The organism is Pseudomonas sp. B21-028 (assembly GCF_024749045.1).
Taxonomy (GTDB): domain Bacteria; phylum Pseudomonadota; class Gammaproteobacteria; order Pseudomonadales; family Pseudomonadaceae; genus Aquipseudomonas.
Genome location: NZ_CP087184.1, coordinates 2,969,358 through 2,983,631, shown reverse-complemented (window position 1 = coordinate 2,983,631; position 14,274 = coordinate 2,969,358). Strand labels below are relative to the sequence as shown.

The following is a 14,274-nucleotide window of genomic DNA, read 5'->3' as shown; positions in this document are numbered from 1 at the left end:
CCTTGAGTCGGATGCTACTCCAGTTGTGTTTTTTCACAACCGGAATTTTTCGGCAATGGTGAAGTTCAGAGGGCGTTCTCCGGAGGATGGTCGCGCTCCTCCTGCTGATACTGCCTTGGCGTGCACCCAAACTCCCGACGAAATACTGTGTGCAGATATTGCGCCGACTTGAACCCGCAATTGCGGGCAATGTCTGCGATCGCCAAATCCGTCCTCTCCAACCCACTGGCAGCCGCGGCCAACCTGAACCGCAGGATCTCGTCATGCACGCTGCACCCCCGCTCCTTGCGAAAATGCGTTTCCAGCGATGACCGCGATACCCCTACGTATCCCGCCACCTGCGCGGTCTTGATGCCCTGGCAAGCGTATTGGCGGATGAATAGCAGCGCCTGCATGACGTAGGGATTACCCAACGGTTGATGCAGGCTCGAGGCCTGCACGTTGATCGCGTCGGGAGGTATCAGTATCTGCGTACCTGTGGACGGCATGCCGTGCAGCATCTGGTGGAGCAGGCGCGCGGCGGTGCGGCCCATGGTTTCGGTGCCTTGGATCACCGAACTCAGGGGCACCCGGGTCAGGCTGCGGGTCAGTGGGTCGTTATCGATACCGATCAGCGCCACTTGCTCCGGTACGGCGATGCCGGCGGTCAGGCAGGCTTGCAGCAGTTGGCGGGCACGGGCATCGCTGACGGCGATGATGCCGATGGGTTTGGGCAGGCTTTGCAGCCAGGCGATCTGCTGTTCGACGGCGCTGTCCCAAAGTGGCGCGCTGGTGCCCATGCCGCGATAGACCTCGGCCGGCAGGCCATCGCGGTGCACGAGGGAGCGGAAGGCTTTCTCCCGCTCCTGAGCCCAGCGATTGGCCTGTGCTTCGGGCAGGCTGAAGCAGGCGAAGCGCGTGAGGCCGGCTTCGATCAAGTGCTCGTAGGCCAATTTCATCAGCGCGAAATTGTCGGTGGCGACATAAGGAATGCCCTTGGGATAGGCGCGCCCGTCCTGGTAGGAGCCGCCCACCGCCACCACCGGCAAGCGGATCCCGGCCAACGCCTCGCCAATCAGCGGGTCGTCGAAGTCGGCGATGATCCCGTCACCCTGCCAACGTTCGATCCCCTTCAGCCGGCACAGGAAATCCTCCTCGAGGAAGAGGTCCCAGGACGCACGGGTGCTGCTCAGGTAGTTACCGATGCCGCTGATGATGCCGCGGTCATAGATCTTGCTACCGTTGAACAACAACGCAATGCGGTGGACGGGGGGGACGGTTTTCATTGTTTTTCACCCTTGGCCGGTGAACACAGACTAGGCGCGTGAACCACGAAGCTCAATACAAAATCGAACTACTCCTTGGTGATTTTCATAATTTTCACCCACAGGGCCGGCGTTAGTATCGAGACACCGCCAAGAATAAAAAGGATATCGCCCATGCCGTACTTTCCCGGTGTCGAGAAGATTCGCTACGAAGGCCCCGCCAGCGATTCGCCCCTCGCCTTCCGTCACTATGACGCTGACAAGCTCGTCCTCGGCAAACCCATGCGCGAGCACCTGCGGATGGCGGTGTGCTACTGGCACACGTTCGTCTGGCCGGGGTCCGATGTGTTCGGCGCCGGCACGTTCAAGCGCCCCTGGCAACACGCCGGGGACCCGATGGAACTGGCCATCGGCAAGGCCGAAGCGGCCTTCGAGTTCTTCTCCAAGCTGGGCGTCGACTACTACTGCTTCCACGATACCGATGTTGCCCCGGAAGGCAGCTCGCTGAAGGAATACCGTAACCACTTCGCGTTGATGACCGATCACCTGGAACGCCACCAGGAACAGACCGGGATCAAGCTGCTGTGGGGCACCGCCAACTGCTTCAGCAACCCGCGCTTCGCCGCCGGCGCCGCCACCAACCCGGACCCGGAAGTCTTCGCCTGCGCCGCCGCCCAGGTGTTCAGTGCCATGAATGCCACCCTGCGCCTCAAGGGGGCCAACTACGTCTTGTGGGGCGGTCGTGAAGGTTACGAAACCCTGCTCAATACCGACCTGAAGCGCGAGCGCGAGCAACTGGGCCGCTTCATGGGCATGGTGGTCGAGCACAAGCACAAGATCGGCTTCAAGGGCGACCTGCTGATCGAACCCAAGCCCCAGGAGCCGACCAAGCATCAATACGATTACGACAGCGCCACGGTCTTCGGCTTCCTGCAGCAATTCGGCCTGGAAAACGAAATCAAGGTCAACATCGAGGCCAACCACGCGACCCTGGCCGGGCACAGTTTCCACCACGAGATCGCCACGGCGACCTCGTTGGGAATCTTCGGCAGCATCGACGCCAACCGTGGTGATCCGCAGAACGGCTGGGACACCGACCAGTTCCCTAACAGCGTCGAGGAAATGACCCTCGCCACTTACGAAATCCTCAAGGCCGGCGGTTTCACGAATGGCGGGTTCAACTTTGACGCCAAGGTCCGTCGCCAGAGCGTGGACGAGCTCGATCTGTTCCACGGCCATGTCGCAGCGATGGACGTCCTGGCCCTGGCCCTGGAGCGCGCAGCGGCCATGGTGCAGAACGACCGACTCCAGCATTTCAAGGATCAACGCTACGCCGGCTGGCAGCAGCCGTTCGGCCAGGCGGTGCTGACGGGCAAGTTCAGCCTCGCCTCGCTGGCCGAGCATGCCTTCGTCAACGAGCTCAATCCCCAGGCGGTCAGCGGCCGGCAGGAGATGCTCGAAGGCGTCGTCAACCGGTTCATCTATCCCTGACTCTGTAGAATTCGCTGGCGCAGCGAGGCTGTTACATTCTCGCGACAAATCTCTGCCCGCAGCGCCTCGCGACTCTCTACAGTTCTACCGGCATCACGCTCATCGTCAGGCAGTGTCTTTCAAACAAAAATAAAAGGACGCACCACAATGAAAAACGTAAAACGCACGTTACTCGCCAGCGCCCTGGCCCTGCTGTCGCTTCCGGTCATGGCCGATGCGGCGCACCCCAAAATCGGTTTCTCCATTGACGACCTGCGCCTGGAACGCTGGTCCCGGGACCGCGACTACTTCGTTGCGGCGGCGGAAAAAATGGACGCCAAGGTCTTCGTGCAATCAGCCGACGCCAACGAGCAGAAGCAGATTTCGCAGATCGAAAACCTCATCTCCCGTGGCGTCGACGTGATCGTCATCGTGCCGTTCAACGCCACTGTGTTGACCAACGCCGTCGCCGAAGCCAAGAAGGCCGGGATCAAGGTGGTCTCCTATGACCGGCTTATCCTGAACGCCGATATCGACGCCTACATTTCCTTCGATAACGAAAAGGTCGGCGAAATGCAGGCCAGCGGCGTGCTGAAAGCCGCGCCCAAGGGCAACTATTTCCTGCTCGGCGGCGCCCCCACCGACAACAACGCCAAGGTCCTGCGCGAAGGCCAGATGAAGGTGCTGCAACCGGCCATCGACAAGGGCGATATCAAGATCGTCGGCCAACAGTGGGTAAAGGAATGGAACCCTACCGAAGCCTTGAGCATTGTTGAAAACGCCCTGACGCGGAACAACAACAAGATCGACGGCATCGTCGCCTCCAACGACGCCACCGCAGGCGGCGCCATCCAGGCCCTGGCCGCGCAGAAAATGGCCGGCAAGGTGCCGATCTCGGGCCAGGACGCCGACCTGGCAGCGGTCAAGCGGGTGATCGATGGCACCCAGACCATGACCGTCTACAAGCCCCTGAAGCTGATCGCCTCCGAAGCCGCCAAGCTTTCGGTACAACTGGCGCGTAACGAGAAGCCGTCCTTCAGTTCGCAGTACGACAACGGCAGCAAGAAAGTCGACACCATCCTGCTCACCCCGACCCCGTTGACCAAGGACAACATCGACCTGCTGGAAAAAGACGGCTTCTATACCAAGGCGCAGATCGCCGGGCAGTAAGTTGAACACCACCGGTCAGTGAAGCACAGTCTGTGGGAGCGAGCCTGCTCGCGATGGCGGTAGCACATTCAATATTGATGCAAGCTGAACCACCGCTATCGCGAGCAGGCTCGCTCCCACAGGGAACTGATCGGCAGGTTTATGTGTAAGACCTTCCCACGAGTCCTTGCCATGTCCGATTACCTGCTGCAAATGAACGGCATCGTCAAAACCTTCGACGGTGTCAAAGCCCTGAATGGCATCGACATCAAGGTCCGGCCGGGGGAATGCGTCGGCCTGTGTGGCGAGAACGGCGCCGGCAAATCGACCTTGATGAAAGTCCTTTCGGCGGTCTATCCCCATGGCACCTGGGACGGTGAAATCCTCTGGGACGGCCAGCCGCTCAAGGCGCAGTCCATCAGCGAAACCGAAGCCGCCGGGATCGTCATCATTCACCAGGAGCTGACGCTGGTACCCGACCTGTCGGTGGCCGAGAACATCTTCATGGGGCACGAGCTGACCCTGCCCGGCGGACGCATGAACTACCCGGCGATGATCCATCGCGCCGAAGCCTTGATGCGTGAGCTCAAGGTACCGGACATGAACGTCTCGCTCCCGGTATCGCAGTACGGCGGTGGCTACCAGCAACTGGTGGAGATCGCCAAGGCGCTGAACAAACAGGCGCGCCTGCTGATCCTCGACGAACCTTCATCGGCCCTGACCCGCTCGGAAATCGAGGTGCTGCTGGATATCATCCGTGACCTCAAGGCCAAGGGGGTTGCCTGCGTCTACATCTCCCACAAGCTCGATGAGGTGGCGGCGGTCTGCGACACCATCTCGGTGATCCGCGACGGCAAGCACATCGCGACCACCGCCATGGCCGACATGGACATCCCACGGATCATCACCCAGATGGTCGGGCGGGAAATGAGCAACCTCTACCCCACCGAACCCCATGACATCGGCGAGGTGATTTTCGAAGCGCGCCACATCACCTGTTACGACGTCGATAATCCCCGGCGCAAACGGGTTGACGATATCTCGTTCGTGCTCAAGCGTGGTGAAATCCTCGGCATCGCCGGGCTCGTCGGTGCCGGTCGCACGGAACTGGTGTCGGCGCTGTTCGGTGCCTACCCTGGCCGCCATGAAGGAGAAGTCTGGCTGGATGGCCAAGCGATCGACACCCGCACACCCCTCAAGTCGATCCGCGCCGGCCTGTGCATGGTCCCCGAGGACCGCAAGCGCCAAGGGATCATTCCAGACCTGGGCGTCGGCCAGAACATCACCCTCGCCGTGCTGGAGAATTTCTCGAAGCTGACCCGCATCGACGCCGAAGCCGAACTGTGCAGCATTGAAAAGGAAATCTCGCGCATACATCTGAAAACCGCGAGCCCGTTCCTGCCGATCACCAGCCTCTCCGGTGGTAACCAGCAAAAAGCCGTGCTGGCGAAAATGCTCCTGACCAAACCCCGCGTACTGATTCTCGATGAGCCGACCCGGGGCGTGGACGTCGGCGCCAAGTACGAGATCTACAAGCTGATGGGCGCACTGGCGGCCCTGGGTGTGTCGATCATCATGGTTTCCTCGGAGCTGGCCGAAGTGCTGGGGGTTTCCGACCGCGTGCTGGTGATCGGCGAAGGCCAGTTGCGCGGGGACTTCGTCAACCACGAACTCACCCAGGAACAAGTGCTCGCTGCTGCGCTCAGCCATCCCGATGGCCATAACAATAATGATCGGAAGTCCGCGTAGATGAATCAGGTCAAACAACTCTTCACCCGCTACAAAATGCTCGCGCTGGTGATCGCCGTGGCGATCATCTGGCTGTTCTTCAGCTGGCAGACCGACGGCGGTTTCCTGACCCCGCGCAACCTGTCCAACCTGCTGAGGCAGATGTCCATCACCGGGATCCTCGCCTGCGGCATGGTGCTGGTGATCATCAGCGGCGAAATCGATCTGTCGGTGGGCTCATTGCTCGGGTTGCTGGGTGGTCTGGCGGCGATTCTCGACGTGGTCTATCACATACCGCTGCTGGCCAACCTCAGCCTGGTGGCCCTGTGCGGCTTGGTCATCGGCCTGGCCAACGGCTTCATGACCGCCTACCTGCGCATCCCTTCGTTCATCGTGGGTCTGGGCGGCATGCTGGCGTTTCGCGGGGTTCTGCTGGGCATCACCGGCGGCACCACCATTGCCCCGGTGTCGCCGGAGCTGGTCTACGTCGGCCAGGGTTACCTGCCGCAAACCATGGGTATAGCGTTGGGCATACTGCTGTTCGCCCTCACCGTTTTCCTGACCTGGAAACAACGCCGCAACCGCGCCCTCCATGGCTTGTCGGCACATTCCCTGGTGCGTGACGTGTTGCGCGTGGTGACGATTGGCGCGGTGCTGGCCGGGTTCGTCCATACCCTCAACAGCTACGACGGCATTCCGGTTCCGGTACTGCTCCTGCTGATCCTGCTGGGGGTGTTCAGCTACGTCACCAGCCAAACCGTGTTCGGACGCCGCGTCTATTCGGTGGGCAGCAACATGGAAGCCACGCGCCTGTCTGGCATCAACGTACAGGCAGTGAAACTGTGGATCTTCGGCATCATGGGCGTAATGTGCGCCCTCGCCGGCCTGGTCAACACCGCACGCCTGGCCGCGGGCTCACCCTCGGCCGGCAGCATGGGCGAACTCGACGCCATCGCCGCCTGCTTCATCGGCGGCACCTCCATGCGCGGTGGCTCCGGCACCGTCTACGGAGCCCTCCTCGGCGCGCTGGTCATCACCAGCCTGGACAACGGCATGTCGATGCTCGACGTCGACAGTTACTGGCAGATGATCGTCAAGGGCAGCATCCTGGTGCTGGCGGTGTGGGTGGATGTGAGTACGCGGGTGGGGCGGCGTTGATGGGGCATGGCGGCATCAACAACCCTTGAGCCCTCTGGCGAGCAATGCTGTCACTTAAGGTTTGCTTGATTCATTGTGGCGAGGAGATTTAGCGAAACGTCGCACCGCCCCGCTGGGGCGCGACGCGTCCCAAAACCTGAGCATGCGGTATGTCAGACAGGTTGAGGGGGACTGCTTCGCAGCCCAGCGGGGCGGTGCGACGTTTCGCTAAATCCCCTCGCCACAGGTTCATCTACTGCCTTAAGTGAATAGCATTGTCCCCTGACGAGGGGATCTAGCGAGACGTCGCACCCCCGCTGACTCGTGCGGAACAAGGAGAATATCTGGTCTATAGTTTCCCTCTAATCAATTGATGTTTTTTCGTACGGACGCGCGGGTGTCATTCAGGGAGCACATCATGTCGATCCAACGGACAAGTGGACTGAGACTGGCTCCCGGTATCACGGCATCCGAGTACACCGCGTCCAAGGGACCGAGCCATGTCTTCCGTGATCGGCTCGGCCACCTCAGGGAAGCCTATATCCTGCTTCCGCTGTTGTCCGCCCTGCTCTTGTTCGCTCTCTGGTCCGCCACCCTCTACCTCATCAAGGTCGAGCAGACCCGTGCCCAGCGCAACGCCGCCGCCGTCAGCCAGGAAATCGGCGCCACCTACGAAGCGCAGATACTGCGTGCGGTCCGGGAGATCGACCAAACCCTCAAGCTCGTCAAATACGCCTACGAGGCCGAGGGCGAACGCACCCCATTGCCCCGGCTCAAGGAGCGGGCGTTGTTGCCGCCGGCCCTGCTGTTTGATGTCAGTGTGGTCAACGTCGACGCCAAGCTGCTGGCCAGCACCCGAGCGAACGAAACGGACCCCGTCAGAGATCGGGATGAACTGCGGACGTTGCGCAACAACGACACGTTGCTGATCAGCCGCCCGTGGAAGGATCCCCTGACCGAGGAATGGCGCTTGCGCTTCAGCCGGCGCCTCAACACGCCGGATGGCACGTTCTCGGGCATCGCCAGGGTCGAGGTCGATGCGGCCTATTTCGCCAGCAGCTATGACGCCTCGAAACTCGGTGAGCGGGGTGTGCTCGGACTGCTGGGCACCGATGGGATCTTCCGGGTGCGACGCACCGGGGAGTCGATCCAGGCCGGCGATACGGTCAACTATGAGGCGTTGGTACCGGATACCGAAGACATCCAGACATCGTTGTTGACCAACAGTTGGGACGGGGTGCGGCGTTATACCAGTGCACGCCAGCTCTATGACCTTCCCCTGGCAGTGATCGTCGGCTTATCCGAAGAAGAACAACTGGTGGTCGTGAACCGGCAAGCCCAGACCTATCTGCGGCGCGCAGCGGGTGTCAGCCTGTTGCTGGTGCTGCTCGCCGGCCTGTTGAGTCGAATGAGCTGGCAGCTTGCACAAAGCCGGCTGCAGGCCGCCGAAGCCAAGGTGGCCTATGCCGAGCGTGTCGAATACCTTGCCTATCACGACGCCCTCACGGCACTGCCCAATCGCAGCCTGTTCAGCAAATTGTTGATTCAGCACATCCACGAAGCCCATCGTTATCAGCGACAAATGGCCGTGCTGTTCCTCGACCTGGACCGCTTCAAGCAAATCAACGATACCCTCGGCCATGACGCCGGCGACCAGTTGCTGCAAGAAGTCGCGAACCGCCTCAAGGCCTGTCTGCGCGAGAGCGATATCGTTGCCCGATTGGGTGGTGACGAGTTTGTGGTGTTGCTGCCACAGTTGTCTGATGAAAAGTATGTGGCGGCCACCGCCCAGAAAATCCTCGCCGCGATTGCCCGCCCCTTCAATCTTCGAGGGAAAGAATTCCGGGTCACCGCCAGCATCGGTATCAGTCTTTTTTCCCGGGATGGCCAGGACGAACAGACCCTGAAGAAAAACGCCGATATCGCGATGTACCAGGCCAAGCAACAAGGTAAAAACACCTTCCAGTTCTATTCCGAAAAACTGAACGCGGAGTCATTGGAACGCCAGACGCTGGAATTCGGCTTGCGTCATGCACTGGAACGTAACGAGTTCCGGCTGCATTACCAGGCCAAGCGGGATATTCGCAGCGGCCAGATCACCGGCATGGAAGCCCTCCTGCGCTGGGAGCATCCTGACCTGGGGCTGGTGGCTCCCATGCAGTTCATTCCGGTTGCCGAAGAGACCGGCCTGATCGTTCCCATCGGCAAGTGGGTACTCAGGACTGCCTGCGAGCAAAACGTGGCCTGGCAACAACAGGGCCTGCCGCACCTGTGCATCGCCGTGAACCTGACGGCCCGCCAGTTTGTCGATGAACATCTCTTGAGCGACCTCGCGACGATACTGACCGACACCGGCATGGACGCCCGTCTGCTGGAGCTGGAGATCACCGAAAGCCTGCTCATGCAGGATGTCAGGAAGACCCTGCAGGTGTTGACCGGCCTCAAGGAACTGGATATCCGGATCGCCATCGATGACTTCGGTATTGGCTACTCCTCGCTCTCGGCACTCAAACAGTTCCCGCTCGACTCGATCAAGATCGATCGCTCGTTCATCCGTGACGTCACCAGCCAGGCAGAAGACAGAGCCTTGACCGAAGCCATCATCACCATGGGCAGGAGCCTCAGCCTGACCGTGGTTGCCCAGGGCGTGGAAACCAAGGAGCAAGCCGATTTCCTACGGGACAACGCCTGCGACGAATTCCAGGGGTTCTACTTCAACAAGCCGGTTCCTGCCGATCAGTTCAAGGTATTGCTGCAAGCACAGACGGTGCGTACCAACACGGACGTGTAGCCGCTCATTGCGGATCGGCCGGCACTACCCTGACGCTGTCATCCACTTCGCGCGCATCGATATAGCCAATGGCAGCGGGATTACCGGCCACGTGCGTCTTGACTTCCGCACTGTTCGAAACAGTATCCGGAGGCTGGCCCCGACCGGTAAATATGATTTTTGACCAGTGCGTCTTGAGTTGTGCGGCGGATTTGCCGGTGTATCGGGTGTAGAACTCATCGCGCACGGCAGCGCCTTCAGGCTGGTCGATTGGAATGGCCTGCCCGCCCTCGGGAAAGCGACTGGCCTTGCCCAGGAAAATATTCGCCACCTGGTTGCTCGCCAGGGTTTTTACCGGGTTGGCCGTCGAGACGATCACCACCACATCAGCCATGACGAACGTGCTGCCTGCGCACAAGGTGATTCCCGCCACGGCGCATCCGGCGCGCTTGAGAAACCCCATGATCGGCCTCATCAGAAAACAAAATCGACAGCGAGGCTGAGCACGCTGAACGAGCCGCCCGGTTTGAAACCCGGCTGGAAGTTGGTCAGCGGGCCCGTCGTGATGCCATCCATCCGGGTGTGGTCGTACTGCAATTTGGCGTCCATGTTTTTCGTGAAATCCCAGCGTACACCCAGCGACAGGGTTTGCTGGCGGCTGCCGGCGCCCAGGATGGAGTTGAGCGTTCCGTTGAGCTCCCCCGCGGCATCGGCCAGGTCCGGGGGCAATGTCGAGGTGTCCAGCCCTTCGCTGGACGTGTCGCTCAGTGTCTTTGACCGCGCATACGTGATGTAAGGCGTGAACGCCTCGATCCGGTATCCACCGCTGACATACCAGGCACTCACCTCACCAAACACCGCATGGCTATCGAAATGCCCCCACTCGCCCATGACGAACCAGTCGCCGGGATCATAGATGGCCCCGACACCGACGAAATTGAAGTCCTTGCCCTTGGTGTCGTAGCGGTCGGCGATGACGTCGCCGTCTTCGCCGAACTGCCGGAAACCATCGAAGAGCGGATTGAACGGCTCGTAGGTCAAGCGCGTGTGCTGATAGGTAATGCGCGTGGTCAAGGCACCGTATTCGGTCAGGTTGGAAACACCCCATGAGCCTCTGGCCCGTGTCTCGCCCGTGTCATTGGGCATCCGGACCGTGCTCTGACCGACGTTGCCTTGTACGGTACTGATGACATCGCCCATGTGCAGCCGGTAGCTGAGGTCCATGCCATCGGTCGCGGTGACGGGGATCATGCTGTAGACCTCCCCCGGGGGGCGCACCCAGGGAAGCGTATAACCGACCTTGCGGGTGTCGGAGAACAGGAAGGCCGGTTGCACCGTACGGCCGATACGCAGGCTGAAATCGGGTGTGACCTGATATTTGAAGTTTGCCCATTCGACGTAGGGGCGATAGCTGTTGTCGTAACGCTGCTCAGAAATTACCTGCACCACCGCCGAGAGTTCCGGAGTGAAGCGTGCCGTCACTTGCGCACCGACCAGGCTGTCGATATCGGCATTCCAACTGCGCGTGTGGCCGGCGCCGTTGGGCTTATAGATGCTGGAGGCGAAATCGGCTTTCTTCTCGCTGGAATGAACCACACCGACCGTGCCGAAGCTGCTCACGGAAAACGTCGGCCCGTCGGCATCGGCGGCGTTGGCCGTGCAGGCATAAAGCGACATCACGGCCAGGGCCAGCGGATTGAATCGGGGAGCCATGGAATCAGTGCAGCCCCGACAGGAGAACCCACTCATCCAGGCAGGCTATCGCGCTGGGGCCTTGTTCGAGATTGCCTGAAGGGATTGCCACCATTCGTTCCAGTCCTTATGACGTCGGCTCAATACCATGAGCGAATTGTAGACGACAAAATTCTATCTGCCCGGATCATGCGAGGGTCGCCTGGCTCAAGGCTTTGATGGGCAGTTCCAGGGTGAACGTGGCACCCTGCCCCGGCCCGTCGCTTTGGGCTCTCAGCACACCGCCCATTTCCATCGCCGCCAGGACACAGCTGTGCAAACCGAAACCATGGCCCTCTTTGCGAGTGGTGAAACCATGGGCAAAAATTCGCGTCAGGTTCTCCTCGGCGATACCTTCCCCATTGTCGACCACCTGAATGATCAGCTTGTGCTCCGGCGTCAACTCAGTATGAAGAGTGATCAGCGGCGATCGATCCGACATATTGACCATCGCGCCGCAGGCATTCTTGATCAGGTTGACCATGATCATCAGCACTCGATGCTTGTCCAGCTGCACTGCGGGCATTGCCGAAAACTCCTTCAGCACCGAGACCCGGCGAGCGGTGATGATGCCGGCGTTCATGCGCAGCGCGTCCTCCAGCAAACGCTCGACCTGGACGCTCTCACAGAGACTGGATACACCCGAGTAAGATTGCTGGGCCGTGACGACCTCCTTGATGTGATCGATGCTCTTGACCAGTTGTTCCAGTTCATCGGACATGCTTTTCTGTTCGACAGCCAACGCTTCCGTCACCTGATTCAGATACCCCGGAAGCAGCTTTCCTTTCTCGTCTTCAGAGAGAAACTGGCCCAGGTTCGAGGCATGCTGGTTCATCAACTGCATAGCCTTGCCCAGCCCCAAGGCCTTGCTGGTACGCAGTTTTTGCGTCAGCACTTCCGCGGAGACGTTCACGCTGTTGAGCACATTCCCCACGTTATGCAGGACGTTGGTGGCGATCTCGGCCATGCCGGCCTGACGCGCAACAGCCACCAGTTGGGTCTGGGCTTCGGCGGTGCGCAAACGGCTTTGTGCCAGCTGCCAGCTCGTCCGGCTCAGCAAGACAACCAGAAACACCAACAACAGGCTGCCTCCTGCGGCCCGCCACTGATAGGTGTGGGCTAGCTCGGTCACGGCGGCCAGTTGTTCCTCTTCGGATAACCCGACGATCACCGCCAGGGGAAGATCATAGAGCTGGCGGGCACTGGTATAACGCCGCACCTCGTCCCAACTGTTGGTCAGCAGCTGCGCCTGGGTGTCCTCGCTGTCCGGGACCAGCGCCCCATAATCGACCGCATCGCCGGCCTGGATCGACTCCCCGGTGCGTCGCACCCGGAAGATCCCATCGGTGCCCAGCAGTCCGAGCACACCCCGCTCACCGAGTTTCGAGGCGTCATAGCTGCTGGCGAAATAGGCCGCATCGACCTCGACCCTGGCGACACCCGAAAACGACCCATCCGGCGCATCGAGACGACGACTGAAACGCAGACGCCACTCATCCGTCGAAGGGTCTTTCCAGGGGAGGCTGATCAACAGCGAATCATTGCTGCGCAGCGTTCGCAGCTCATCCGGGTCACTGACCGGCCCCGTTTCGTTGGCCCGGGTGCTGGCCACAAGCTTTGCGTCGGCACTGACCACACTCACATCAAACAACAGGGCCGGAGGCAACAACGCCCGCTCCTTGAGCCGGGGCAGTGGGTTGCGCTTGCCCTCGGCCTCGTAGGTGTATTTGACGAGTTTGAGGGTTTGATCGATCTCGTGAACCGCCCGCAACATCTGCGCTTCGTAGGTGGCGCTGATTTCCTGGCTGACCGTGGCGGCGTTGTATCTGGCACGCGCCAACTCACTGTTGATGAGGTAGAACGTCGTCATCCAGATCGCCAGCAATAGCAGAACGGCGAGCAACGGAAACAGGACGTAGGCTTCCTTGACATGAGCCATCCCACGTCGAAAAGCCCGCCCCACGCCCCCCGCGGCAGTGTCCGTTGACGGGGTGATACCGGAGACCAACCTCAGCCCATGGGGCCGTTGAAACAGCATGCTTTGCTCCCTGCGTTGTATCAGCACTTCAGGTTAGCGGGCACCCGCCGGGGCTTGAGCTCAAGGAGATGCCAGGAGTCTCTTGCGGCGTCCGTGCGAGGCAGATTGCCGATGGGTTTGCTGGAAACTATAGATCACAAAATGCGGGGGCGAGCCTGAAGCTGCTGGGATACCGCTATCGCGAGCAGGCTCGCTCCCACCCTGATCTCGGGCTGGTCACAACATCGGGGGATGGCCCAATCCACTGTGGGAGCGAGCCTGCTCGCGATGGCGGCAGCACATTCAAACATCCATGCAAGACGGCTGCTCCCGCTCGGCTGCGCAGCAGTCGTGTGCTTTGCCGAGGCCTACACAACATCAACCAACATCACCGGCAAGCGGGCCAAATTCCTACGTGAAGATGGGAAAGTGGTGGCTTGTAGTACTTGTGTGGTGGGGTCTATATTTTTCTCGTCGCCCGAAATGGCGATTCGGGTTTGGCGACCTGAATACAGAGAATGCGAAAGCTACCGGCTCATTTGCAGGTACCTACGCACCCGCAAAGCCGCTATATTCCGCGGTGGCTGTGCGCGGGAGATCTTCGGATCTGCCGGTTTTCTCTGTAATCGGTTCGCCAACCTGCGTACAGCCACCACCCATCGTTTGGCGACGACTGGGTGATGGCTTCAGCCAATCAAACAGAGATCTTCAAAATGAATCGATACATGCCTATCACTGGCATCGACTGCGTCCCCGCTACCCTTCTCATCGACACCGAAGCACCGCTCGATGTCCTCTTCGAAACTGCCGACTACCGTATTCGTAGCGTGACCCAGGTGTTGGAGAATATTGCGTTTCGTTCCGATATCGGCTCGGATACGGTGGTGCTCTCTGACTTTTGTAAAATGCTGACGATAGCGTTGCGCGATGGGTGTGATGTGATGGATGTGATTGGCAGGCGGTTGCGGGAGCAGGCTGCCGAATAAATGCAAACGGGCGATCCAAGGTCGCCCGTTTAGCTTGCACTC

Annotated in this window: 10 protein-coding genes; 6 read left to right on the top strand and 4 right to left on the bottom strand. The window is 60.2% G+C overall.

Features of this window, described 5'->3' with window-relative positions:
• Window positions 1–65 precede the first annotated feature (65 nt).
• On the bottom strand, window positions 66–1,265 hold the full coding sequence (locus tag LOY35_RS13080; RefSeq protein ID WP_258633053.1) for a XylR family transcriptional regulator: 1,200 nt from the start codon (window positions 1,263–1,265) through the stop codon (window positions 66–68).
• A 153-nt stretch (window positions 1,266–1,418) separates the two neighbouring features.
• Here LOY35_RS13080 and xylA point away from each other — a divergent pair, with 153 nt between their 5' ends.
• The 5 genes from xylA to LOY35_RS13055 all read left to right on the top strand — a co-directional run bounded on the left by xylA (window position 1,419) and on the right by LOY35_RS13055 (window position 9,519).
• Window positions 1,419–2,735, top strand: a complete 1,317-nt coding sequence (xylA, locus tag LOY35_RS13075; protein WP_258633051.1) for a xylose isomerase — start codon at window positions 1,419–1,421, stop codon at window positions 2,733–2,735.
• A 147-nt stretch (window positions 2,736–2,882) separates the two neighbouring features.
• Window positions 2,883–3,884 (top strand): D-xylose ABC transporter substrate-binding protein, encoded by a 1,002-nt coding sequence (gene xylF, locus LOY35_RS13070; protein ID WP_047703337.1) that lies wholly within the window; start codon window positions 2,883–2,885, stop codon window positions 3,882–3,884.
• A 171-nt stretch (window positions 3,885–4,055) separates the two neighbouring features.
• Complete coding sequence (gene xylG, locus LOY35_RS13065) at window positions 4,056–5,612, top strand: D-xylose ABC transporter ATP-binding protein (RefSeq protein ID WP_258633047.1); 1,557 nt, start codon at window positions 4,056–4,058, stop codon at window positions 5,610–5,612.
• Complete coding sequence (locus LOY35_RS13060) at window positions 5,613–6,749, top strand: sugar ABC transporter permease (protein WP_258633045.1); 1,137 nt, start codon at window positions 5,613–5,615, stop codon at window positions 6,747–6,749.
• 397 nt (window positions 6,750–7,146) lie between these two features.
• Complete coding sequence (locus tag LOY35_RS13055; RefSeq protein WP_258633042.1) at window positions 7,147–9,519, top strand: bifunctional diguanylate cyclase/phosphodiesterase; 2,373 nt, start codon at window positions 7,147–7,149, stop codon at window positions 9,517–9,519.
• 4 nt (window positions 9,520–9,523) lie between these two features.
• Here LOY35_RS13055 and LOY35_RS13050 read toward each other — a convergent pair whose 3' ends face one another.
• The 3 genes from LOY35_RS13050 to LOY35_RS13040 all read right to left on the bottom strand — a co-directional run bounded on the left by LOY35_RS13050 (window position 9,524) and on the right by LOY35_RS13040 (window position 13,267).
• Window positions 9,524–9,961 (bottom strand): phosphate ABC transporter substrate-binding protein, encoded by a 438-nt coding sequence (locus tag LOY35_RS13050; RefSeq protein ID WP_258633040.1) that lies wholly within the window; start codon window positions 9,959–9,961, stop codon window positions 9,524–9,526.
• A gap of 11 nt (window positions 9,962–9,972) precedes the next feature.
• Window positions 9,973–11,211, bottom strand: a complete 1,239-nt coding sequence (locus LOY35_RS13045) for a porin (protein WP_258633038.1) — start codon at window positions 11,209–11,211, stop codon at window positions 9,973–9,975.
• Window positions 11,212–11,377: 166 nt separating this feature from the next.
• Window positions 11,378–13,267, bottom strand: coding sequence for an ATP-binding protein (locus LOY35_RS13040; RefSeq protein WP_258633036.1), 1,890 nt, complete (start codon window positions 13,265–13,267; stop codon window positions 11,378–11,380).
• A 692-nt stretch (window positions 13,268–13,959) separates the two neighbouring features.
• Between LOY35_RS13040 and LOY35_RS13035 the strand changes: the two genes are divergently transcribed.
• The gene (locus LOY35_RS13035; RefSeq protein WP_258633595.1) at window positions 13,960–14,232 is read left to right on the top strand and encodes a hypothetical protein; all 273 of its coding nucleotides are present in this window, start codon (window positions 13,960–13,962) and stop codon (window positions 14,230–14,232) included.
• Window positions 14,233–14,274: the final 42 nt, after the last annotated feature.

Bases quoted from the DNA above. Each gene is read 5' to 3' on its own strand.
- LOY35_RS13080 (WP_258633053.1), bottom strand. From the start codon at position 1,265: ATGAAAACCGTCCCCCCCGTCCACCGCATTGCGTTGTTGTTCAACGGT.
- xylA (WP_258633051.1), top strand. From the start codon at position 1,419: ATGCCGTACTTTCCCGGTGTCGAGAAGATTCGCTACGAAGGCCCCGCC.
- xylF (WP_047703337.1), top strand. From the start codon at position 2,883: ATGAAAAACGTAAAACGCACGTTACTCGCCAGCGCCCTGGCCCTGCTG.
- xylG (WP_258633047.1), top strand. From the start codon at position 4,056: ATGTCCGATTACCTGCTGCAAATGAACGGCATCGTCAAAACCTTCGAC.
- LOY35_RS13060 (WP_258633045.1), top strand. From the start codon at position 5,613: ATGAATCAGGTCAAACAACTCTTCACCCGCTACAAAATGCTCGCGCTG.
- LOY35_RS13055 (WP_258633042.1), top strand. From the start codon at position 7,147: ATGTCGATCCAACGGACAAGTGGACTGAGACTGGCTCCCGGTATCACG.
- LOY35_RS13050 (WP_258633040.1), bottom strand. From the start codon at position 9,961: ATGGGGTTTCTCAAGCGCGCCGGATGCGCCGTGGCGGGAATCACCTTG.
- LOY35_RS13045 (WP_258633038.1), bottom strand. From the start codon at position 11,211: ATGGCTCCCCGATTCAATCCGCTGGCCCTGGCCGTGATGTCGCTTTAT.
- LOY35_RS13040 (WP_258633036.1), bottom strand. From the start codon at position 13,267: ATGCTGTTTCAACGGCCCCATGGGCTGAGGTTGGTCTCCGGTATCACC.
- LOY35_RS13035 (WP_258633595.1), top strand. From the start codon at position 13,960: ATGAATCGATACATGCCTATCACTGGCATCGACTGCGTCCCCGCTACC.